Annotated in this window: 21 protein-coding genes; 7 read left to right on the forward strand and 14 right to left on the reverse strand. The window is 73.5% G+C overall.

The genetic code is table 11. From position 1 onward, the window contains the following. Nucleotides 1–79 precede the first annotated feature (79 nt). Entirely contained in the window at nt 80–1,024 is a 945-nt protein-coding gene (locus tag ACGFMP_RS28950; RefSeq protein WP_393675978.1) for a carbohydrate kinase, read from the forward strand. A gap of 32 nt (nt 1,025–1,056) precedes the next feature. On the opposite strand, the gene ACGFMP_RS28955 is transcribed toward ACGFMP_RS28950, so the two are convergent. Beyond that, nucleotides 1,057–2,238: a hypothetical protein gene (locus tag ACGFMP_RS28955; RefSeq protein ID WP_393675979.1), complete on the reverse strand. Its 1,182-nt coding sequence runs from the start codon at nt 2,236–2,238 to the stop codon at nt 1,057–1,059. A gap of 49 nt (nt 2,239–2,287) precedes the next feature. Continuing rightward, complete coding sequence (locus ACGFMP_RS28960; RefSeq protein WP_393675980.1) at nt 2,288–2,464, reverse strand: hypothetical protein; 177 nt, start codon at nt 2,462–2,464, stop codon at nt 2,288–2,290. Nucleotides 2,465–2,655: 191 nt separating this feature from the next. Between ACGFMP_RS28960 and ACGFMP_RS28965 the strand changes: the two genes are divergently transcribed. Together ACGFMP_RS28965 and ACGFMP_RS28970 are read left to right on the forward strand one after the other, a co-directional pair. Further along, a complete protein-coding gene (locus tag ACGFMP_RS28965) occupies nt 2,656–3,129 on the forward strand; it encodes a GreA/GreB family elongation factor (protein ID WP_393675981.1) in 474 nt (157 codons plus the stop codon). Nucleotides 3,130–3,321: 192 nt separating this feature from the next. Continuing rightward, the gene (locus ACGFMP_RS28970; protein WP_393675982.1) at nt 3,322–3,651 is read left to right on the forward strand and encodes a hypothetical protein; all 330 of its coding nucleotides are present in this window, start codon (nt 3,322–3,324) and stop codon (nt 3,649–3,651) included. Nucleotides 3,652–3,716: 65 nt separating this feature from the next. On the opposite strand, the gene ACGFMP_RS28975 is transcribed toward ACGFMP_RS28970, so the two are convergent. Further along, nucleotides 3,717–4,559, reverse strand: coding sequence for a hypothetical protein (locus tag ACGFMP_RS28975; RefSeq protein WP_393675983.1), 843 nt, complete (start codon nt 4,557–4,559; stop codon nt 3,717–3,719). Beyond that, nucleotides 4,559–5,827, reverse strand: coding sequence for a VWA domain-containing protein (locus tag ACGFMP_RS28980; protein ID WP_393675984.1), 1,269 nt, complete (start codon nt 5,825–5,827; stop codon nt 4,559–4,561). The genes ACGFMP_RS28975 and ACGFMP_RS28980 overlap by 1 nt, the downstream gene beginning before the upstream one ends. A 220-nt stretch (nt 5,828–6,047) precedes the next feature. Here ACGFMP_RS28980 and ACGFMP_RS28985 point away from each other — a divergent pair, with 220 nt between their 5' ends. The 4 genes from ACGFMP_RS28985 to ACGFMP_RS29000 all read left to right on the forward strand — a co-directional run bounded on the left by ACGFMP_RS28985 (nt 6,048) and on the right by ACGFMP_RS29000 (nt 9,100). Beyond that, nucleotides 6,048–6,764, forward strand: coding sequence for a DUF4232 domain-containing protein (locus tag ACGFMP_RS28985; RefSeq protein ID WP_393675985.1), 717 nt, complete (start codon nt 6,048–6,050; stop codon nt 6,762–6,764). Between the two features lie 317 nt (nt 6,765–7,081). Then, complete coding sequence (locus ACGFMP_RS28990) at nt 7,082–7,708, forward strand: class F sortase (RefSeq protein ID WP_393675986.1); 627 nt, start codon at nt 7,082–7,084, stop codon at nt 7,706–7,708. Between the two features lie 53 nt (nt 7,709–7,761). Further along, entirely contained in the window at nt 7,762–8,250 is a 489-nt protein-coding gene (locus tag ACGFMP_RS28995) for an RNA polymerase sigma factor (protein WP_393676050.1), read from the forward strand. Further along, a complete protein-coding gene (locus tag ACGFMP_RS29000) occupies nt 8,234–9,100 on the forward strand; it encodes a DUF4232 domain-containing protein (protein WP_393675987.1) in 867 nt (288 codons plus the stop codon). Before ACGFMP_RS28995 ends, ACGFMP_RS29000 begins: the two co-directional genes overlap by 17 nt. A gap of 93 nt (nt 9,101–9,193) precedes the next feature. Here ACGFMP_RS29000 and ACGFMP_RS29005 read toward each other — a convergent pair whose 3' ends face one another. The 10 genes from ACGFMP_RS29005 to ACGFMP_RS29050 all read right to left on the reverse strand — a co-directional run bounded on the left by ACGFMP_RS29005 (nt 9,194) and on the right by ACGFMP_RS29050 (nt 20,106). Then, the gene (locus tag ACGFMP_RS29005; RefSeq protein ID WP_393676051.1) at nt 9,194–10,486 is read right to left on the reverse strand and encodes a polysaccharide lyase family 1 protein; all 1,293 of its coding nucleotides are present in this window, start codon (nt 10,484–10,486) and stop codon (nt 9,194–9,196) included. Between the two features lie 142 nt (nt 10,487–10,628). Next, nucleotides 10,629–11,969: an ABC transporter substrate-binding protein gene (locus ACGFMP_RS29010; protein ID WP_393675988.1), complete on the reverse strand. Its 1,341-nt coding sequence runs from the start codon at nt 11,967–11,969 to the stop codon at nt 10,629–10,631. Nucleotides 11,970–11,992: 23 nt separating this feature from the next. Beyond that, complete coding sequence (locus tag ACGFMP_RS29015) at nt 11,993–12,811, reverse strand: PmoA family protein (RefSeq protein ID WP_393675989.1); 819 nt, start codon at nt 12,809–12,811, stop codon at nt 11,993–11,995. Continuing rightward, entirely contained in the window at nt 12,808–13,998 is a 1,191-nt protein-coding gene (locus ACGFMP_RS29020; RefSeq protein ID WP_393675990.1) for a Gfo/Idh/MocA family protein, read from the reverse strand. The genes ACGFMP_RS29015 and ACGFMP_RS29020 overlap by 4 nt, the downstream gene beginning before the upstream one ends. Nucleotides 13,999–14,003: 5 nt before the next feature. After that, a complete protein-coding gene (locus tag ACGFMP_RS29025) occupies nt 14,004–14,903 on the reverse strand; it encodes a carbohydrate ABC transporter permease (protein ID WP_393675991.1) in 900 nt (299 codons plus the stop codon). Further along, nucleotides 14,900–15,817, reverse strand: a complete 918-nt coding sequence (locus tag ACGFMP_RS29030) for a carbohydrate ABC transporter permease (protein WP_393675992.1) — start codon at nt 15,815–15,817, stop codon at nt 14,900–14,902. Before ACGFMP_RS29030 ends, ACGFMP_RS29025 begins: the two co-directional genes overlap by 4 nt. A 75-nt stretch (nt 15,818–15,892) precedes the next feature. Beyond that, nucleotides 15,893–17,626 carry an L-arabinonate dehydratase gene (gene araD, locus ACGFMP_RS29035; protein WP_393675993.1) on the reverse strand — a complete coding sequence of 578 codons (1,734 nt, stop codon included), beginning with the start codon at nt 17,624–17,626 and terminating at the stop codon, nt 15,893–15,895. Continuing rightward, on the reverse strand, nt 17,623–18,528 hold the full coding sequence (locus ACGFMP_RS29040) for a dihydrodipicolinate synthase family protein (RefSeq protein WP_393675994.1): 906 nt from the start codon (nt 18,526–18,528) through the stop codon (nt 17,623–17,625). Before ACGFMP_RS29040 ends, araD begins: the two co-directional genes overlap by 4 nt. Beyond that, nucleotides 18,528–19,175 (reverse strand): GntR family transcriptional regulator, encoded by a 648-nt coding sequence (locus ACGFMP_RS29045; RefSeq protein ID WP_393675995.1) that lies wholly within the window; start codon nt 19,173–19,175, stop codon nt 18,528–18,530. Before ACGFMP_RS29045 ends, ACGFMP_RS29040 begins: the two co-directional genes overlap by 1 nt. Before the next feature lie 214 nt (nt 19,176–19,389). Beyond that, a complete protein-coding gene (locus ACGFMP_RS29050) occupies nt 19,390–20,106 on the reverse strand; it encodes a ribonuclease H (RefSeq protein WP_393675996.1) in 717 nt (238 codons plus the stop codon). Nucleotides 20,107–20,217: the final 111 nt, after the last annotated feature.

Below are 20,217 nucleotides of genomic sequence, written 5' to 3' on the forward strand. Positions count from 1 at the left end.
GGGCGGCGCCGCGCGTGCCCTGGCGGCCGCGCGGGAGCCCCCCGGCGGATCGGTACCGCGGGCGCGGGAGGATGGACGGATGAGCGACTTCCTGGTGATCGGCGAGAGCGTCGCCGACATCGTCCGCACCCCCGGCAGGCCCGACGTGGCGCACCCCGGCGGCAGTCCCGCCAACGTCGCCTACGGGCTGGCACGGCTGGGGCGCCCCACGGCGCTGCTCACCCAGCTCGGGAAGGATGACGCCGGACGGCTGATCCGCGGCCATCTGGCCTCGGCCGGGGTGGAGTTGCTCGCCGACGGGCAGGAGGGGGCGGCCACCCCGACCGCGGTGGTGAGGCTGGACGAGCGCGGCGCGGCGTCCTACGACTTCGAGATCGGGTGGACGCTGCGGCCGGTGGACGTGCCGGCCGGCGCGAGGCATGTGCACCTCGGGTCGATCGGCGCGGTGCAGCCGCCCGGCGCTGCCGCGGCTCTCGGCGTGGCGGCGCGGCTGCGGGAGTCCGCGACGGTCAGCTACGACCCGAACATCCGCCCGGCGCTGCTGGACTCGCGGGACGAGGCGCTGGCCCAGGTGGAGAAGTGCGTGGCGATGAGCGACGTGGTCAAGGCGAGCGACGAGGACATCGCGTGGCTGTACCCGGGTGAGGCCGCGGGTGCGGTGGCAGGGCGCTGGCTCGCCCTCGGGCCTGCGGCCGTCTTCGTGACGCTCGGTGCGGACGGCGCCTCGGCCTTCACCCGTGCCGGGCAGGTGACGGTGGCGCCGGTCAGGGTCGAGGTCGCCGACACGGTGGGCGCGGGCGACGCCTTCATGGCGGCCGCGCTCGACACGATGGCCGGGCTCGGGCTCACGGGGGCGGCGGCCCGGCGGCATCTGCCGGCGGCGCTCGACGGCCCGGCGCTCGCCGGGGTGCTGCGCCGGGCGGGGACCGCAGCGGCACTGACGGTGTCACGGGCGGGAGCCAATCCGCCGGACGCGGCGGAGCTGGCGGCGGCGCTCGGACGTCCCGCGGGGGCGCATCCGTAGGCTCGGCCGAGGTGGAGGAAGCCGGACGCGGGTCAGTAGCGCAGTACCGCCGCGACGCCGCCGGCGGCGTCGAGCGTCCCGTCGGGCACGAACAGCACCTGGGAGTCGGCCTCCACGGCGTTCTCGACCAGCCGCTCGACGATGTCGGTGGCCACCGCGGCCGTGTGCGCGGGCGACCGGCCGTCCTGGCGCGGGTCCGGCAGCGTCACGGGCTCCGGGTAGGGCACGACCTCCAGGTCGCGGCCGTCCCCGCCGATCCGGCCGGCCACCGCGAGGCTCTCCTCCACCAGCAGCCGGTGCACCCGCTGGTCGGCCGCCGCGGTCCACACGTCCGCGGGGCCGCCCGCGTACTTGCCCTGCGCGCGTGCCGCGCCCAGGTCCTCGACGGCCGCGGCGACCTGCGTCGCGCGGAAGTCCTCGACCAGCGGTGCCAGCCGCCTCGCCAGGTCCCGCTCCGGGTCCTTGTCCATGCCGGTCAGCGGCAGCGTGCCGGCGATGCGGTCGCCGTGTCCCGTGAGGCCCTTGAAGGCCGACAGCACCTTCTGGCTGCCGACGACGAACAGCGGCGCGTCGTCGTACTCCTTCAGCGCCGCGCCCAGCCGGGTGTCCACGGTCCGCAGATACTGCCTGACCCGCTCGTCGTGGCTCTCGTAGGGCGCCGAGTGCGGGATCGGCCCGGGAAGGGAGTCCTCGGGAGAGGGGATCCGCGGGACGTCGGGGAATCCGTGCCGCGTCACCTCGACCAGTCGCCGCACCGAGCCGCGGTGGAGCCGGCAGGTCTCCTGGTCCAGGACCAGGACCAGGTACGGCCGCGAGCGCTGCTCGGCTGCGACCGCGTACCGGGTCAGGAAGGCGGATGCGAACTCCACCCGCGGCTCGACGGCCGGTGATGTCAGCTGCCACACCTGGGCCGGCTCGCCCACGGCGAGGTGCACCACCAGCGCACCGGCGGGATGGAAGGGAATGCCCGCACGCTCGATCGCTTCGGCGTCCAGCGCGTGGTCGCGCAGGGCAAGCCGCGCCTCGCGGGTGACATCGGGGTCGTCGGCCAGCCGGCGTCCGGCCTGGATGACCAGGTCGCGCAGCAGGATCCGGTCCTTCTCGCCGAAGGGGAGGTCGGGATCGGTCGGCATCGCCAGCGTGATCGCCGGATAGGGCCGCGGCCTGCGCAGGTCGGCCAGGGTCTGGGGGGTCAGATCGGACGTATCCACCATGCCACCTTCGCTGGGGTCGCTGCGACGCGTGCTCCTCGGCGCAGCCGGGTCACGGGACCCAGTGGCCGTTCTGCCGGCGGTGCTCGTGCGGCCGGTGGCGCTTGGCGAGGAGGGGGTCCGTGGGCTGCCGCTCCGCGTGCGGGATCTGCGTGTGGAAGTAGAGCTGCTTTCCCTGTCCTCGCGCGGCGAGACCGTGCCGGCCCTTTGCCGGGGAATTCCTGCCCATGCCTTCTCAGCTCCCTCGCCTGCGGAAAGTCCTGATCGCAGCGGTGGGTTCGTGTTTTCACGCTACGCCGTACAGGTGGCTGCGGCGACCGGGCCGCCCTCGGGCAATTCGACTAAAATGGGGGCGTGTACGGGAATTCCACACGGTGACCACTCACCCGGCTCCGTACCGCCTCGACCACGGGAGCAGGCATGACCGGTGTCCCCGAGCCCCTCAGCCCCGACGCGCGCCGCGCGCTCGAAAAGGAACTGTCCGATCTGCGTGAAGAACGCGGGTCGGTCGCGCTGACCCTGCAGGGCAACGACTCCGAATCGCCGGGCGACAGCGCGGACCAGGCCGACGAACTGCAGCGCGCCACGGAGGTGACGCGGCTGGACAACCGGATCGCCGAGGTCACCGAGCGTCTGCACGACGCGACCGAGAGCGGTCCGCCGAGCACCGACGCCGTGGGCGTCGGCAGCACGGTCACCGTGCGGTTCGCCGACGGTACGACCGAGACGCTGCACGTGGGCGAGGTCGCCGACGACCGGGACCAGTCGCTGGTCACGGCCGACAGCCCGCTCGGCCGCGAGTTGCTCGGCCACCGGGCGGGCGACGCCGTGGACTACGAGACGCCGGGAGGGCCGACATCGGCGGAAGTGGTGTCCATCGGCACCGGGTCCTGACCGTTCCCTGCGGGCACCCGCGGTCGAACGGACGCCGGCGTGTGGCCGGCCGCCCCGCTTGCGGCCCGGCGGACGAGGCGTTTGAGTGAGGAGTATGTCCGGCGCGGAACCGCCCCGGATGTGCTCGCAGACCTCTCCGCGCACCGACACGGTCCGCGGCGCCGGCCGGCACCGGCATCGAGAGGAGTAGCCATGGCACACCACCACAAGTCCAACACGGCCGTCGAGGGAGACCCCGACACCGGTCACAGCCGAGGCATGCCGGGGCGCCCCGACGAGGACCGGCTCGTGGAGCGCGCCGCGGTGGACCGCCAGGAGGCGGGCCTGACCGCGGGCTCGCAGGCACAGCCCGCGCGGATCGCCCCGGAGGCCCACATCGCCACCTGGACGCAGCGGCTGCTGAGCGAGGCGCCGGAACTCTCGCCGGAGCAGGCCATGGGTTTCGTCCACGACCTGTACTTCGCCGCCCAGCGGGCGCTGGACCGCGAGGTGTGGGAAGCGGACTTCGAACGTGATGAGTAGCCGGGCGTGAGGCGTGCGTCGCGCCGCCGGCCGGGCTCGGAAGCCCGGCCGGCGGCGCGTGGCGTTCAGGAGGAGTAGCCGGCCGACCTGTAGGGCTGGTCGGGCTCGACCGGATGGCCGGAGCGGCGGGACGGCGGGCGCAGCGGGCCACGTGCCAGCCGGTGGGCGCCCAGCGCGGCGAAGACCGCGAGCAGGCCGCCGCCGGCCGTCCACAGCCACCGCGGCGACCACCAGGTACCTGCCCAGCCGTCGCCGGGTGCGACGTCGGGGGCGTTGCGTGAGACCACAGGGACGACGGAGCCGTCGACCGCGTTGCGGCCCGCGGTGCCGTGCGAGGTGGCCTCGACGGTCGCGCGGACCGGCTGGCCGAGGTCGCCCTCCGGCACGTTCAGCGCGGTGAGCCGCAGGTAATAGGCGCCGCGCAGCGGGTCGTTGGACCAGGTGTCGGCCCAGGACCGCACCGGCCGCAGGGTGCAGGCGAGTTCGACGCTGGCCGCGTCGGCCGCGGCGGTGCGCGTCTGGGCGCCGTAGCGGCACGGCTGGCGGCGGCGCAGCCCGTCGTAGACGTCGATCTGCCAGGTCGAGGCGCCGTGCGCCGCGGTGGCCCCGGACCCGGAGCCGAAGGCCACGGTGGCCTTCACCGTGACGTTCTGCCCGACGTCCGCGGGCACCACCCAGTACAGGTAGTCGCCCGCCGAGGCGGTGGCGGTGGCCTTCTCGCCCTGCTGGATCACCGTGGCGGTGAGGAAGTTGGTGCCCGCCTCGGTGGGCGGTCCGTCGTCGCCCGCGGTGGCGGTCGCGGTGGGCGTGGCCGCGGGTGTGTCGTCGGCCGCGGCGGGGCCGGTCAGTACGGCGAGCGCGGTGGCGGCGAGCAGCCCCGCGGCGGCCAGGCGTCGTGCGGTGCGCATCAGGAAGCCCTCCCCGAGTTCATCCGCCAGCGGGCGGCCCAGCCGGTCAGAAGTCCGGCGATGCCGCCGGTGACGGCCAGCAGTCCCAGCAGCCACCAGCCGCGTCCCAGGCCGTAGAAGGCCACGTCGGACGGCTGGTCGGGGCTGTGCACCAGGTCGATCGACAGCTCGACCGGCAGGCCGGGCGTGGTCTTGACGGAGGCCGGTGCGGAGAAGGAGTTGCCGACCTGGAGGCACACGGTCTCCGCCGGCGTGTCCGAGTCCGCCTTCGGCTTGGGGTAGCGGATGCCGGCCGAGACCGCGTCCGTGCGCCCGCTGCCGCCCTCGTCGTCGCGGACGATCTCCCTGCCGTGCAGGGTGACTCCGCGCAGCAGCACGCCGTATCCGGCGTTCACCGCCCGGTCGTCGCCGATGCTCACCGCGGCCCGCAGCTCCTGTCCCGGGCGGACGTCGACGCGGTACCAGCGGTTCTCGGAGAAGGTCTCGCGGTCGGAGTACAGGCCGGCCTTCAGGACTGGTGCGTCGGCGCAGTTCGCGGCGCCCTGGGTGGCCACCGGGGTGGCGGCCACCGGGTCGGTGCTGCGCTTGACCAGCTGCTGCACCTTGCTGGTGAGCTGCGCCCTGTGCTGCACGGTGGTGTACGTGCCGCCGGTGGCCTCCGCGATGCAGCTGAGCTGGTTGCGGGTGGTGGCGTTGGGGATCAGGCCGAGCGTGTCGATGACCAGGTGGATGCCCTGGGCGGCGATGTCGCGGGCGACGTCGCAGGGGTCGGCGTTGCAGGTGTCCTCGCCGTCGGTGATCAGCACCATCCGGCGGGTGCCCTCGCCGCCTGCCTTGAGGTCGTCCGCGGCGGCGAGCAGCGCGGGCCCGATCGGGGTCCAGCCGGTGGGAGCGAGCGTCGCCACCGCGGTCTTGGCCTCGGTGCGGTTCAGCGGGCCGACCGGGTAGAGCTGCTTGGTGTCCTTGCAGCCGGTCTTGCGGTCGTTGCCCGGGTAGTCCGCACCGAGGGTGCGTATGCCCAGTTCGACATCGGGGGGTGTGGAGTCGAGGACGTCGTCGAAGGCCTGCTTCGCCGCGGACATCCGGGACTGCCCGTCGATGTCCTTGGCCCGCATGGAGCCGCTGACGTCGAGGACGAGCTCGACTTTCGGTGAGGGTTGCGCCGCCGGTTCGTCGTCGGCGGTGGCGCTTGCGGGCAGCAGCCCGCAGGCGAGGGTGGCCAGCAGGCCACCGGCCATTCCCGTGGCCACGAGTCTTCTCATGATCATCGCAGGATCGTAGTGAAGGTCGGCCCCAATCATGAAGTCGGCTGGTCAGCGGGGCGCGTTGGGGCCCGGTCCGGCGGACTCGGTTCCGCACGGGGTGACTTGACGAAGTCTTTACAACCCGGGCGAGCGCTGTGTCGTCTCTGCTCGCGACTCCCGGCAAGGCCCGGGTCCGCGCTCGCTCCGGGGCGCGGCGGGCCGCCGGAGAAACGAGGGACGGGACATGCGGAGCACTTCACTCGCCGCCGGCGCGGCGGCGGTCCTGGCGATGGCGGCCGCGGGCGCGGCCCCCGCGACGGCCTCGGCCCCGGTCGGCCGGGCACCCGGCACCCCGATGTGCGTGACCTCGCAGCTGACCGCCGCCCTGGGCGGCGGGGACGCGGGCGCGGGCAACCTCTACCGCTACCTGGTCCTCACCAACCACGGCTCCACGGCCTGCCACCTCACCGGCTACCCCGGGGTGTCGCTGCTGGACGCGGCCGGCAGGCAGATCGGGGCACCGGCGGGCCGTCAGCCGAGCCGCTACGCGCCGGTCGTGCTGCGCGCCGGCGGGTCGGCGAGCGACACCATCCACACGATCAACCACCAGGGGACCTGCCTGCCGGCCTCGGCGAAGGTACGGATATACCCGCCGGGGAACACCGCCTCGATGGTGATCGCCGGGAAGATCACGAACTGCGACCACCTCTTCACCGTGACGCCGATGGCCGCGGGGACCGGTGGCAGCGATCCGGTGGAGCCCCCGCCCCCGACGGCCACGGCGACCTCGCCCGGCCGGCAGGTGCCGACGGTGCCCGCGGGGGCGCCCGACACCGGGCTCGCGGCGACCGGTGGCGGCGACCACTCGTGGCGCGCGCCCGCCGGGCTGGGCGCCGGAGCCCTCGTCCTCGGCGGCGCGGGCGTCGCGGCCGCCACCCGGCGCCGCCGGGCCAGGAGTTGACCGTGCCGCCGCGCCCGCCCGCCGCCTCCACGGGGAAAGGCAACGGTCCCCTGCGGCCGCCCGCGGATCCTTCTGGCCCGGCCCCCCGCACGGACGGTGCGGATCCGCTCAGGCCCGCGGTGCCGCTCCCCGAGCCCCCTCACGGCACCCGCCCCCGCACCCGCCGCGGCGCGCGCCGGGCGTGGGTGCGCGGCGGGCTCGCCGGGCCCGGGAGGCGCGCGCTCGGCAGCCGGTCACGGCAGGGAGCCGGGGCGGCACGCGCCACCGGCGCTCCTGCCCCAGGGCCGCGCGGTGGGGGGACCGCCACCAGGGTGTGGGTGGTGGCGGTCGCGGCGGGCGTGCTGCTCGCCGGCTGCAGGGCCACGGACACGGACGCCGGCGCGGGCGGTGCCCCGACGGCAGCGGCGCCCACCGCGCGGGCCACGACCGCGACCGGGGCGCCGACCACACCCAGGACCGCGGGAGGCAAGCCCTCGGCCATGGCGAAGTCGTCGCCCGAACGGCTGCGCATCCCCGCCATCGGCGTCGACACGCCCGTCATGTCACTCGGCCTCGCGGCCGACGGCACCGTACGGGTCCCGCCGATCGAGGCGCACGCGCCTGCCGGGTGGTACCGGGGATCGCCGACGCCCGGGCAGACCGGACCCTCCGTGCTGCTGGGGCACGTGACCGTCGGGGCGTACGGCGACGGCGTCTTCCGGCACCTGGACCGGATGCGGCCGGGCGACCGGGTGGCGGTCACCCGGGCGGACGGCTCGGTCGCCACCTTCGCCGTCGACAGGGTGCAGACCGTCGCGAAGTCGCGTTTCCCGACCGACGAGGTCTACGGGAACGTCGACCACCCGGCGCTGCGTCTCATCACCTGCGGCGGCACGAGGATTTCGGGCGGCGGTGGGTACCCGGACAACGTGATCGTCTACGCCTCGCTGGTCGGCGGGGCGTGAACCACTGGCCGGCGGTGGCCGGCGCCTCGACGACGGGAGTGAGGAGGGCGGTCATCCGGCCCGAAGAACGCGCCGCCTCCGAGCTGTTCGAGGCCCTCTATCCGCGGCTCGCGGGCTGGTGCCGCCGGCTGGTGGACGACGACGGGACGGCGCACGAGATCGCCGCGGAGGCCTTCACCCGGCTGTGGGCGCGCTGGACGAGGGTCGAGGAGCCCAACGGCTTCCTCTACGTGACCGCGGCCAACCTGGTCCGCGACCACTGGCGCAGGACGGAGCGCGAGCGCAGGGCGCTGCGCAGGGTGACCACGGAGCAGGCCGTACGCCCGCAGGCGGAGCCGGCGGACCCCTCGGTGCGCATGCTGGTGCAGTCGCTGCCCGAGCGGCTGCGCAATCCCGTCCTGCTGTACTACTACGCCGACCTGCCGGTCCGTGAGGTGGCCGCGCTGCTGGGCCGCAACGAAGGGACCGTCAAGGCCGATCTGCACGCGGCACGCGAGCTGCTCCGCGCCCGACTCGAGGGACACCATGACCGGATTTCCTGACCGCGACGGGGGCGACCCCGGCGGTGGCGGCGCCGACCCGCAGGAGCCGCTGCTGCGGCAGCCGCCCGGGTATCTGGACGCGCCGCCCGGCGCCTTCGCGCAGATCCGGCGGCGCGCGGCCCGCCGTCGCCGGGCACGGGCCGCGGTCGGCGGTCTCGCGGCGGCCGTGGTGCTGACCGGTTCCGTGTACCTGGCAGGCGCGCTGGCCCCGCACGGCTCCGACCACGCCGTGAGCCCGCCCGCGAGCGACTCGCCGACCACCACGGCCCCGCCGCTCCCGACGGCCACCCGGCAGACCACGCGGGAGCCGTCCGCGACCCCGGCCACCGGGCGGCGCACCAGCGACGCGCGCGGTGGCGCGGGCACCGCCACCGGCCGGACGGCGACGAGCACTCCGGCCAAGGGCGGCGGCGCCACGGGCAGTGCGAGCCCGGCCACCACCCCGATGTGCGCGACCTCGCAGCTGACCGCCTCACTCGGCGGCGGGGACGCGGGCGCGGGCAGCCTCTTCCGCTATCTGCTGCTCACCAACCACAGCTCCACCACCTGCCATCTCACCGGCTATCCGGGGCTGTCGATGCTGGACGCGAAGGGCGGCCGGATCGGCGCGCCCGCCGACCGGCAGCCGATGGACTACGCGCCGGTGGTGCTGCGGCCCGGCGAGTCGGCGAGCGACACCATCCACACGGTCAACCAGCAGGGCAGCTGCCTGCCGGCGTCCACGAAGCTGCGGATCTACCCGCCGGGCAACACCGCGTGGCTGGACTTCGCGGGGCGGGTGACCGACTGCGACGACCTGTTCACGGTCACCCCGTTCGTCGCGGGCCGCACCGGCAACCCGCCGTCGTGAGTGCGTATCCGGGCCGCCTGGCGCGCCGTGCCGCCCGCCGGTGCGCGCACCGCGCCGGCGGGTCCCCGCGGGGACCCGCCGGCGCGGCCTGCGTCACAGCCGGCCGGCACCGGCGCCGCCGTCGACGATGTGCGGGACCGAGCGCGGGTTGTCGACGCGGGTGCGCAGGGTCGGCGTCCAGCCGGCGCCCTGGGCGATCGGCGTGGCGGGGTTGGCGGCGTTGAAGGCGGCGAGCAGGCCTGCCGGGCGGCCGTTGACGTAGTTGTGGTCCTCCGTCATCGCGGTGCCCTTCCAGTACGCGATGGTCCGGTCCGCGGTGACGCCGGCCGGCAGGGTGAACGCGTTGTCCTGGGCGACGAGCCGGGACTGCACCCCGACGCCGAGGCTGTAGACGTAGTCGGCCGCGTCGGTGACCACGTAGTGGTTGTTGTAGGCGTCGACCTGCCCGAAGCGGACCCGCGGGGCGCGCTCGCCGATGTCCTGGAAGAGGTTGTGGTGCAAGGTGATGCGCAGCTTGCCGGCGTCGGTGGCGGCGGCGCCGTCGCTGTTGCCGAACAGCAGGGTCTTGTCGTGGTCGGTGAAGGCGTTCCAGGAGGCGGTGACGTAGTCGGCGCCCTTGACGACGTCGAGCTCGCCGTCGTGCTGCTGGTAGATGCGGCCGAAGTAGAGGGGCTGGTCGGCGTCGGGGCGGCGGCCGTCGGTGAAGGTGTCGTGGTCGACCCAGACATGGGTGGCGCCGGTGACGACGAGGTTGTCGTACTCGGAGTTCCAGTTGCCCACCGCGGTGTCGGTCGGATCCCACTGCGGGAAGCAGTCGAAGGCGTCCTCGAAGGTGAGGTTGCGGATGATCACGTTGTCGGAGCCGGACACCTGCAGGTCGAGGCCCAGCAGCCTGGGGTGGCGGCCGACGCCGACGATGGTGGTGTTGGATCCGACCTTCAACTCGACGCGGGCGGCCTGCACCGCCGCGGAGGCGGCGCGCGCGTCCTCCAGCGGGCCGGCCGGCACCTCGGTGGTGCCCCAGACCGCCGGGTCGTAGGCCGCCAGGTAGGCGTCCAGGGTGTATCCGTCGGTGGCGTAGTCGTCGCAGGACAGCGGGGCGCCCGCGTCGTCGGCATTGCCGTCGACGGTCCCGGCGACCTGGATGATCTTGGGGGTGCTGCTTCCGCCGTCCAGGGCGGCGGCCAGCTCGGCCCGGTTGGTGACGGTGAAGACGTGCGCGCTGTCGGCGGCGGCGCCGCCGGTGGTTCCCGACCCCTGGGAGGCCCACCCGTCGCCGGCCGCGAGCGCCTGGCGGGCGTAGTGCGGCAGCTTGGGCGCCGACCCGCAGTGCGCGGGTGCGGCGGCGAGCATCAGGGGGGCTGCGGAGATCAGTACGGCGATCATCGGGACATGGCTCTTGCGCACTTCGGCTCCCGGTGGGGGGTGAAGGTGGATGCGGGGGGGTGGGGAAGCCGGCCCGGACGGCGGGGCACGGCTGCGGTGGCGGGGCCGGCTCCCGGTGTGCCGGCCGGCCCCGCCACGCGGCTCACTTCTTGCTGTGCTGGGCGAAGTCCGCCTGGGCGTCGTTGAGCTTGCCCGCGAGCTCGTCCGCGAAGGCCTTGGCGGTCATCTTGCCGAGCAGGACCTTCTGGAAGTCGGGCTCGGTGTCGGCCTTGGTGATGTTGTTCCAGTCCGGCAGGTAGTACGGGAACTGCACGATCTTGGTCTTGGGGTCGTTCAGCGAGTCCATGGCCACCTTGGTGGGCTTGGCGTCGTTGATCCACTTGTCCTGTTCCGCACCGGTGTTGGCCGGGATGGCGCCCGCGGACTGGTTCCAGAGGCTGTTCATCGGCGCGGAGGCGGCGAACTCGATGAACTTCCAGGCGGCGGCCTTGTTCTTGCCCGACTTGAACATCCCCAGGCCGTCGACCGGGTTGGAGACGATGGTCCGCACCCCGCCGTCCTGCGAGGGCGGCAGGGGTATGCCGTCGACCTTGTCCTTGCCGAGGGCCTTGATGTGGTCGTTGTACGAGCCGAGGTTGTGCTGGAGCATGCCGACGCTGCCGTGGTCGAACTCGGCGACCATGTTGACGAAGTCGTTGTTCAGGTCGGCCTCGGGGGTCGACTTCTTGTACAGGCCGACGTACTTCTCCAGTGCGGCGATGTTCTTCGAGTCGTTGACGGTGGTCTTGTCGCCGTCCCAGAAGTTCTCGATGCCCGACTGGGCGTACATCATCTCCAGGGCCTGGGCGATCGAGCCCTTGCCGCCGCGGATGGTGAAGCCGAACTTGTTGTCCTGCGCGTCGGTGAGCTTCGAGGCGGCCTGGTAGAACTCCGACCAGGTGGTGGGTGCCTGGAGACCGGCCGCGGCGAAGAGGTCGGTGCGGTACCAGATGGTGCCCTGGTTGGCCGAGGTGGGCACCTCGTACATCTCCTTGCCCTGGCCGCCGGCCGCCTGGACGCCGGCGACCATGCCGGTGACCAGCTTGCCCTTGAGGTCGCTCTTGTCGATCCGGTCGGTGAGCGGCTCCAGCGCGTTCTGCGCGACCATGTTGGCCAGGTACGCCGTGCCGACGCCGCCGACGTCGGGCAGGCCGCCGCCGGCGATGGCGGTGTCGTACTTCTTCTGCACGTCGGCGATCGGGATGCCGACGTACTCGACCTTGATGTCGGGGTTCTGCTTCTCGAACGCGGCGATGATCTGCTTCCAGACGTCGGTGCGGACACCGCCGTTGTTGTCCCAGAAGACGATCTTCCCCTTGCCGCTGCCCTCTCCCCCCGAGTCGCCGCCCCCGGAGTCACCGCAGGCGGTGGCGGTCAGGGCGAGTGCTGCGGCGAGGGCGATCCCCGCGGCCGGTCTGCGGTGTCTGTGCTGCGGTCGTGACATGGCGGCTCTTTCGGTTGTCGGAATCATCGGGTGGTGCGGGCAGCGAGCGCGGCGGCCTCGCCGGGTCCGAGGCGGCCGTCGGCGACGGCGGTGACGACGCGCCGGGTGAGGGTGCCGCCGGCCGGTACGGTCAGCGGGTCGCGCCAGGCCAGCGCGGGCCCGACGCCGGGGTACTCGCGGGTCCTGACGAACCAGGGGTCCGCCGCGCGCAGCACGAGGGTCCACTGCTCGCCGGCCAGCGCGATCCAGTCGGCCCTGCGGCCGTGCACGGCGTCCTCCCCCGCCGCGTCCGCGGTGAAGACCAGAGGTGGCGCGGCGGCGCGGGGCGCCCGCCAGAAGAAGCCGCCGTATCCGGCCCCGGGGCGGCCGTTGGTGGCGGGGCTGCCGATGCGCAGCGGCCCCGCGGTGGTGTTGGTGAGGGTGAAGGAGAGGTCGAGCTCCCATGCGGTGGGCGACAGCAGGCGGGTACGCAGGGTGCGCCGCTCGTGCAGCAGCCGTTCGCCGTCCGCGGTCCAGGACAGCTCCTCGGTGAAGCCGTCCGCGGCGCGCCGGATCCAGCGCAGGTGGCGCTGCTCGCCGTGGTTGTCCAGTTCCGTGGGCCCCTGGTCGCGCACATAGGTCCTGCCGCCCCAGAAGTTCCGCCCGGCCACGTCGGGCACCGCGATGCCCGCGCCGAGGTGGTGGCGGTGGTCGTGGGGCGTCGACTCGGTGACGGCCGCGCCGCCCAGGGTGGTGAGCGGGTGCAGGTAGGGGCGCGGGGAGAGCCGTGCCGGGAGGTCGGGCCGGTGGACGTAGCTGCCCACCGTGCGGTCGCCGCAGCGCAGCGGCAGGGCGGCGGTCACCGGTGCACCGCCGTGCGCGGTGCGGCCGGCCGCACCCAGGGCGCGCCCAGCTCGCCGAAGGTCGCCAGCCGCTCCGCCGCGGCGTCGACGAGCTTGTCGACGTCGCGCACCACCCGGCGGTGGGAGCGCTCCCCCGGAACGGCACGCCAAAGGGACCCGGGGACGCCCTCGGGGTCCGCCGCGGTGCGGACGGCCTCGACGACCTTCATGAACGCACCGGTCGACTGCGGGGGCACGAGCAGGTCGGCGCCGCGGGCGCGGTGCGCCAGCAGGTTCTCCAGCAGGTCGGTGCGGTCGAACACCCGCTCGTCCGGGCCGTGTCCCGCACGTTGCAGCAGCACCCGGTCCTGCTTGTACCAGAGCGTGATCCGGCCCCTGGTGCCGTGCACGACGACATACGGTTCGGCCGGCGTCGCCGCGCACAGGGTGGCCGCGACCACGATCCTGGTGCCGCGGGTGGTGCGGATCAGGACGCAGGAGGTGTCGTCCGACTCGATGTCGTGGGCGCGGAAGAGTTCCGTGCCGACGGAGGCGACGTCCTGCTCGCGGCTGCTGCCGTCCAGGTGCAGCGCCGTGGCGACCGCGTGCGCCAGCGGGTTGGTCAGCACGCCGTCGACGACGTCGGCACCGCCGAGGGTGCGGCGTCCCGACCATGCGGCGCGGCTGAAGTAGTGCTCCTCGCGCACCCAGTTGCCGGCCGCGCCGATGCCGCGCAACTCCCCCACGGCGCCGTCCTCGACGAGCGAGCGCACCGCGGTGAGGGCGTGCGAGCCCAGCGACTGGAAGCCGATCTGGCAGGCCCTGCCGCTGCCGCCGAGCCCGGCCACCAGCCGCCGGAATTCGGCCAGTGAGGGCGCGGGCGGCTTCTCCAGCAGGACGTCGGCGCCGCGGGCCGCGGCGGTCAGCGCCAGGTCGGTGTGGGTGTGGATGGGGGTGCAGACGATGGCCACCCGGGCGCCGGTCCGCTCGATCAGCTCGCCGAGGTCGGAGCCCTGCTCGGGCCGGCCGAGCCGGGTCAGCGCGGCGGCGTCCAGCGGCCGCACGTCGCACACCCCGGCCAGCTTGACCATGCCGCGGGCGCTGAGGCGGCGCAGGTTGTCCAGGTGCCAGTGGCCGTGGCCGCGGCCGCCCGCGAGCACGACGCGTACCGGCCGGCGGCCGGCGGTGGCCGCGGCGCTGCCGCCCATGCCGCTCACCCCTTCACCGCGCCGGCGCTGAAGCCGGTGATCAGCCACTTCTGGATGAAGGCGAAGACGATCACCACGGGCACCGCGGCGATGACGCCGCCCGCGGCCAGCGCGCCCAGGTCGACGCTGTCGGCGCCGATCAGGGTGTTGAGGCCGACCGGGATCGTCTGCTTGTCCTGCTCGCTGAGGAACATCAGCGCGAACAGGAAGTGGTTCCAGCTGTGGACGAAGGCGAAGGAGCCGACGGCGACGAGACCGGGCCGCAGCATCGGCAGCACCACGGCGAAGAAGGCCCGCAGCCTGGTGCAGCCGTCCACCCAGGCGGCCTCCTCGAGCGCCTCCGGTATGCCACGGATGAAGCCGCTGAGCAGGATGACCGACAGCGGCAGCTGGAAGACCGTCTCCGAGATCACCACGCTCCACAGCGAGTTGATCAGCTGGAGGTGCCGGAAGATCTGGAAGAGCGGCACGAGCATCAGCGCGCCGGGGACGAACTGCGAGCACAGCAGGGCGATCAGGAAGGCGGTCCTGCCCTTGAAGCGGAAGCGGGCCAGCGCGTATCCGCCGCTGAGCGCGACCACGGTGGTGGCGATCAGGGTGGCGACGCCGACCAGCATGCTGTTCTGGAAGAAGATCCCGAACGACCTGTCGTTCCACACCTTGTCGAAGTGCGCCCCCGTGGCCGGCCACGGCAGCAGCGAGGTCGAGCCGTCGGGGCGTACCGCGAACAGCAGCATCCAGTAGAAGGGGACCAGGGTGAACAGCAGGTAGAGCCCGAGCGGGAGGTAGATCTGCCAGCGCGGCGGACCGTCGTTCGGCCCGCGCCCGCGGCGCCCGCCCTTGCGGGGACGCGCGACGGCGGCGGACGGTACGAGGGCGCCTTCCTCGACGAGTGCGGCGGTCATGTGCGGTCGCCTCCGAATTTGCTCAGGCGCAGGTAGAGGACGGAGAAGAACAGCAGGATCACGAAGGCGACGGTGGTCAGCGCCGACGCGTAGCCGAAGTCGTGCCCGTCGAGACCGGTGTTGGCGACGTAGAGCGGCAGCGTGGTGGTCTGGCCCGCGGGGCCGCCGCCGGTGAGGGTGTAGAGCAGGTCGACGTTGTTGAACTCCCAGACCGCGCGCAGCAGCGTGGACAGCACGATCGCGTCCTTCAGGTGCGGCAGGGTGATGTGGAACAGCCGGCGCATCCGGCCCGCGCCGTCGACGGACGCCGCCTCGTACAGCTCCCCGGGGATCGACTGGAGGTCGGCGAGCAGCAGGATCGCGAAGAAGGGGACCCCGCGCCACAGTTCGGCGAGGACCGCCGCCCAGAAGACGGTGTGCGGGTCGGACAGCACGGAGTGGCCGTAGGAGCCGATGCCGGCGTCCGCCAGGTAACGGGTCATGCCCGTCGAGGGGTTGTAGAGCAGCATCCAGATCGTGGTGGTCAGCACGCCGGATACGGCCCACGGCGAGAAGACCAGCGCGCGCGACATGCCGCGGCCGATGAAGGTCTGGTTGACCAGCAGCGCGAGCGCGAGACCGATGAGGAGTTGCAGTGCGATCTCGACCACGACCCAGCGCACGCTGAAGTCGAGGCTGTGCCAGAACTGCGGGTCGTCGGTGAAGATCCTGGTGAAGTTGGACAGGCCCGCGAAGCCGTTGCGCCAGGGCTTGGTGACGTTGTAGTCCTGCAGGCTGTAGTAGAGGACGCTGATCATCGGGTAGGCGATGAAGGCCAGCATCAGCAGGGCTGCCGGGGCTATCAGCAGATACGGAAGGCGCCGGGTGCGCCGTCTGCGGTTCTTGACTGGGTGCTTCGCCACGGCGATGGCCATGACCGGGGGCTCCTTCGCTACGGAGGGCGTGTGCCGGGGGCCGGGCGCCCGGACGGACGGGTGGGCGGCCTCGGTTCAGCCCGCGTAGGGTTCCGGGACCTGGCCGGGTGCGGCAAGGAAGCGGAAGTCGCAGCCGGTGTCGGCCTGGGTGATCTGCTCCTGGTAGAGCGCGCCGTAGCCGCGGCCGTAGCGCGGCGGCGGCGCCTTGAACTGCGCCCTGCGGCGGTCGAGTTCCGCTTCGGGGACGTCCAGGCGCAGGGTGCGGCCCGGGACGTCGAGGGTGATGGGGTCGCCGGTGCGGACCAGGGCGAGCGGGCCGCCGACGTACGACTCGGGGGCGATGTGCAGGACGCAGGCGCCGTAACTGGTGCCGCTCATCCGGGCGTCGGAGATCCTGACCATGTCGCGCACCCCCTGCTTGAGCAGGTGGTCGGGGATCGGCAGCATGCCGTACTCGGGCATGCCGGGGCCGCCGAGGGGGCCGGAGTTGCGCAGCACCAGCACGCTGTCCGCGGTGATGCCCAGGCCCGGGTCGTTCACCGTCGCCTGGAGGGTCCGGTAGTCGTCGAAGACGACGGCGGGTCCGGTGTGGGTGAGCAGGTGCGGCTCGGCGGCGATGTGCTTGATCACGGCGCCGTCCGGGCAGAGGTTGCCGCGCAGCACCGCGATCCCGCCCTCGCCGGCCAGCGGGTCGGCGGCGGGGCGTATCACGTCGTCGTCGTGCACCGCCGCGCCGGCGAGCTGCTCGCGCAGGGTGGCGTGGCCGACGGTGGGCCGGTCCGGGTGGAGCAGGCCGATGATCCGCGAGAGCAGTCCCGGCAGGCCGCCGGCGAAGTGGAAGTCCTCCATCAGGTAGCGGCCGCCGGGGCGTACGTTGGCGAGCACCGGCACCGTGCGGGCCAGCCGGTCGAAGTCGTCCAGGGTGAGCCGGACTCCGGAGCGGCCGGCCATCGCCATCAGGTGGATGACGGCGTTGGTGGAGCCGCCGAGGGCGAGCACGGTGGTGACCGCGTCCTCGTACGCGTCGCGGGTGAGGATCGCGGAGGGCCGCAGGTCGCTCAGCACCAGCCCGACGATCAGCGCGCCGCTCGCCGCCGCCATCCGCTCGTGGGCGGAGTCGACCGCGGGGATCGAGGACGCGCCGGGCATCGTCATGCCCAGTGCCTCGGCCGCGGCGGTCAGGGTGGAGGCGGTGCCCATCGTCATGCAGTGGCCGGCGGAGCGGGCCAGACCGTTCTCCAGTTCGGCCATCTCGCAGTCGCCGATCAGGCCGGCCCGCTTGTCGTCCCAGTACTTCCACATGTCGGTGCCCGAGCCCAGCACCTCGTTGCGCCAGTGGCCGGGCAGCATCGGCCCGGCGGGCACGAAGACGGCGGGCAGGTCGGCGCTGGCCGCGCCCATCAGCAGGGCGGGCGTGGTCTTGTCGCAGCCGCCGAGCAGCACCGCGCCGTCCACCGGGTAGGAGCGCAGCAGCTCCTCGGTCTCCATGGCCAGCAGGTTGCGGTAGAGCATCGGGGTGGGCTTCTGGAACGTCTCGGAGAGGGTGGCCACCGGGAATTCCAGCGGGAAGCCGCCCGCCTGCCACACCCCGCGCTTGACGGCCTGGGCGCGGTCGCGCAGATGGCTGTGGCAGGGGTTGATGTCCGACCAGGTGTTCAGCACGGCGATCACCGGCTTGCCGAGGTGCTCCTGCGGCAGGTAGCCGAGCTGCCGGGTCCTGGCCCGGTGGCTGAAGGCCCGCAACCCCTCGCCCTCGTACCAGTGGCTGCTGCGCAGCACCGGTGGGCTGGTCGCTCCGTCGTCCGTCACAGTCCCCAGCCCTCCACTGCGGCGGCGACCTCGGCCCGCCGGTCTTGGGGCAGCGCGCTGCTGGGCGGGCGCACCTCGCGGCGGCACAGGCCCATCGCCGCCAGCGCCTCCTTGACCACGGTGACGTTGTCGGCGGACTGCCGGGCGGCGCGCAGGTCCTCGAACGCGCGGATCTGCTCCCAGACCTTCATCGCGGCCGGGTAGTCGCCGGCCCGCAGCGCGGCGAGCATGTCCAGTGAGATCCGGGGGGCGACGTTGGCCAGGCCGGAGGTGAAGCCGGTCGCGCCGGCCGCGAAGTACGCGGGCGCGTACAGCTCGGCGAGTCCGGCCAGCCACACGAAGCGGTCGAGGCCGGCGTCCCTGGCGAAGGCGGCGAAGCGGGCGGCGTCGGGCACCGCGTACTTCACGCCGATCACGTTGGGGCAGCTCTCGCCCAGCTCGGCCATCCAGCTGCCGTCGAGCAGCGGGTTGCGGATGTAGGGCACCACGCCGATCTCGGGCACGGCCTCGGCGATGGCGCGGTGGTAGGCGACCCAGCCGTCCTGCGAGACGTACGGGTGCACGGGCTGGTGCACCATCACCATCTGCGCCCCGCAGTCGCGGGCGTGCTCGGCCGCGCCGATCGCGGACGGCAGGTCGTGGCCGACGCCGACGACCACGGTGGCCGGGCGGTGCGCGGTCTCGGCGAGGGTGTCCTGCACGACCACCTGCCGCTCCTGCGGGGTGAGGGCGTAGAACTCCCCGGTGTTGCCGTTCGGCGTGACGGTGCCGATGCCGCCGTCCAGCAGCCGGCGCAGCAGCAGCCGGTAGGCGGGCCTGTCGATGCCGCCGCCGGTGCCGAAGGGGATCACCGGGATCGCCACCACACCGGCGAGCGCGCCCGTCAGCGCGGTCGTGTCCATCACAGGCCCTCCTCGTCGTCGGGGAACGCTCTGCGGACGAAGTCCGCGATGTGCGCGTGCAGCAGCCGGCCGGCCTCCGTCGCGTCGCCGGCCAGGGCGACCCGCAGGATCTCCTGGTGCTCGTGCGCCTCCCGCTCCCACGACGGGTCGGCGGCCCATGCGACGGTGGACACCAGGGCCGCCTGGTCGCGGACCTCGTCGAGCATCCTGGCCAGCAGCGGATTGCCGCACGGCAGGTAGAGGGCCCGGTGGAAGTCGCGGTTGGCGAGGCTGCGGTCGGCCCGGTCCTCGGCCTCCTCGGCCCGCACCAGCGCGTCCTGCGCGGCGGCGAGCGACGCCTGCTTGGTGATGGTCCTGCGCAGCGCCTCGGGCTCCAGCAGCAGGCGTACGTCGTAGACCTCGCGCGCCATGGCGGCGTCCACGGTCCGCACGGTGACGCCCTTGTACTGGCTCATGACCACAAGACCGGTCCCTGCCAGCGTCTTCAGCGCCTCGCGCACCGGGGTCTTGGACACCCCGAACTGCGCCGCGAGGTCCGCCTCGACCAGGGCCTGTCCCGGGCTGAGCTGCCCGGTGAGGATGCGGTGCTTGATCGCTTCGAGGACATACTGCGTCCGGGAGGGGATCGGGGTGGGGGCGAACGTCATAGGGCTCTCGGATTCTCGCGTATCAGGTCTCATATATGACGTACGAAGTACGACGCGATGAAAGTAGGGCCGCCGGCGGCCGGCGTCAATGCCCCGGGCCGGATCGGTTTCCGGTCACCCCGCCGCCCGCGGGCGGCACAACGCAGGCGCCCCCGTCGCCGCGCGGTACGCGGGTGACGGGGGCGCCTGGTGTGGTCGGTGGCCGGTGGCCGGTTCAGCGGCAGTCGGGGTGGCCCCAGCCGTCGGGGTTCTTGGTGATCGGCTCGCCCGCGGCATAGCTGCGGCCGCAGCGGCAGCGGCCGGGGTACTTGGCCTTGAGCGTGCGCGGGGCGCCGCCGCCCGGGCCGGAGCCGCCGCCGGGGGCTGAGGACCCGGACCCGCCACCGGAGGGCGGGGCCTGCTTGCGGGGCGCCTTGCGCACCGCGTCGGGGGCGCGCGGCGGCAGCGGGGAGCCGAGGTCGCTGCCCGCGGCCTCCTGGACGATGGCGCAGTGGCTGGCCGCGCGGTCCGCGAAGTCGTTGAGCCGGTCGCCGTCCACCTGATGGGCGGCGACGTAGCGGAAGTCCACCGAGCGGCCCGCCAGCAGCGCGTCGATGCGGACGACCAGCTCCTGGTTGGCGACCGGCTTGCCCGCCGAGGTCTTCCAGCCCTTGCGCTTCCAGCCGGGCAGCCAGGTCGTGACCGCCTTCATCGCGTACTGCGAGTCCATCCGGATCTCCAGCGCGACGTCGCGGTCCACCGTGGCCAGCAGGCGTTCAAGCGCGGTCAGTTCCGCGACGTTGTTGGTGGCGGTGCCCAGCGGCCCGGCCTCCCAGCGGACCGGCTCGCCCCGGTCGTCGGCGATGACCCAGGCCCATGCCGCAGGCCCAGGATTGCCCTTCGATGCCCCGTCACACGCGGCGATGATGCGTTCACCCACGACTCCGAGCATGCCAGTAGGCCGTCCCCTGCAGCACATCGCCCCCCGTCGACCCGCCGGGACGCTCCGCATGCGAGGACCGCGGTCGTCGCAGAGCATGGGTACCGACAGGACCACCCCTGT

It is taken from the genome of Streptomyces sp. NPDC049040 (genome assembly GCF_043197715.1).
Lineage (GTDB): Bacteria > Actinomycetota > Actinomycetes > Streptomycetales > Streptomycetaceae > Actinacidiphila.

Excerpts from the sequence above, each read along its gene's own strand:
- ACGFMP_RS28960 (WP_393675980.1), bottom strand. The coding sequence starts at position 2,464 with ATGGGCAGGAATTCCCCGGCAAAGGGCCGGCACGGTCTCGCCGCGCGA.
- ACGFMP_RS29030 (WP_393675992.1), bottom strand. The coding sequence starts at position 15,817 with ATGGCCATCGCCGTGGCGAAGCACCCAGTCAAGAACCGCAGACGGCGC.
- ACGFMP_RS28965 (WP_393675981.1), top strand. The coding sequence starts at position 2,656 with ATGACCGGTGTCCCCGAGCCCCTCAGCCCCGACGCGCGCCGCGCGCTC.
- ACGFMP_RS29005 (WP_393676051.1), bottom strand. The coding sequence starts at position 10,486 with ATGATCGCCGTACTGATCTCCGCAGCCCCCCTGATGCTCGCCGCCGCA.
- ACGFMP_RS28980 (WP_393675984.1), bottom strand. The coding sequence starts at position 5,827 with ATGATCATGAGAAGACTCGTGGCCACGGGAATGGCCGGTGGCCTGCTG.
- ACGFMP_RS29025 (WP_393675991.1), bottom strand. The coding sequence starts at position 14,903 with ATGACCGCCGCACTCGTCGAGGAAGGCGCCCTCGTACCGTCCGCCGCC.
- ACGFMP_RS29010 (WP_393675988.1), bottom strand. The coding sequence starts at position 11,969 with ATGTCACGACCGCAGCACAGACACCGCAGACCGGCCGCGGGGATCGCC.
- ACGFMP_RS28950 (WP_393675978.1), top strand. The coding sequence starts at position 80 with ATGAGCGACTTCCTGGTGATCGGCGAGAGCGTCGCCGACATCGTCCGC.
- ACGFMP_RS28985 (WP_393675985.1), top strand. The coding sequence starts at position 6,048 with ATGCGGAGCACTTCACTCGCCGCCGGCGCGGCGGCGGTCCTGGCGATG.
- ACGFMP_RS29040 (WP_393675994.1), bottom strand. The coding sequence starts at position 18,528 with ATGGACACGACCGCGCTGACGGGCGCGCTCGCCGGTGTGGTGGCGATC.
- ACGFMP_RS28975 (WP_393675983.1), bottom strand. The coding sequence starts at position 4,559 with ATGCGCACCGCACGACGCCTGGCCGCCGCGGGGCTGCTCGCCGCCACC.
- ACGFMP_RS29050 (WP_393675996.1), bottom strand. The coding sequence starts at position 20,106 with ATGCTCGGAGTCGTGGGTGAACGCATCATCGCCGCGTGTGACGGGGCA.
- ACGFMP_RS29020 (WP_393675990.1), bottom strand. The coding sequence starts at position 13,998 with ATGGGCGGCAGCGCCGCGGCCACCGCCGGCCGCCGGCCGGTACGCGTC.
- ACGFMP_RS28970 (WP_393675982.1), top strand. The coding sequence starts at position 3,322 with ATGGCACACCACCACAAGTCCAACACGGCCGTCGAGGGAGACCCCGAC.
- ACGFMP_RS29000 (WP_393675987.1), top strand. The coding sequence starts at position 8,234 with ATGACCGGATTTCCTGACCGCGACGGGGGCGACCCCGGCGGTGGCGGC.
- ACGFMP_RS29045 (WP_393675995.1), bottom strand. The coding sequence starts at position 19,175 with ATGACGTTCGCCCCCACCCCGATCCCCTCCCGGACGCAGTATGTCCTC.
- ACGFMP_RS28955 (WP_393675979.1), bottom strand. The coding sequence starts at position 2,238 with ATGGTGGATACGTCCGATCTGACCCCCCAGACCCTGGCCGACCTGCGC.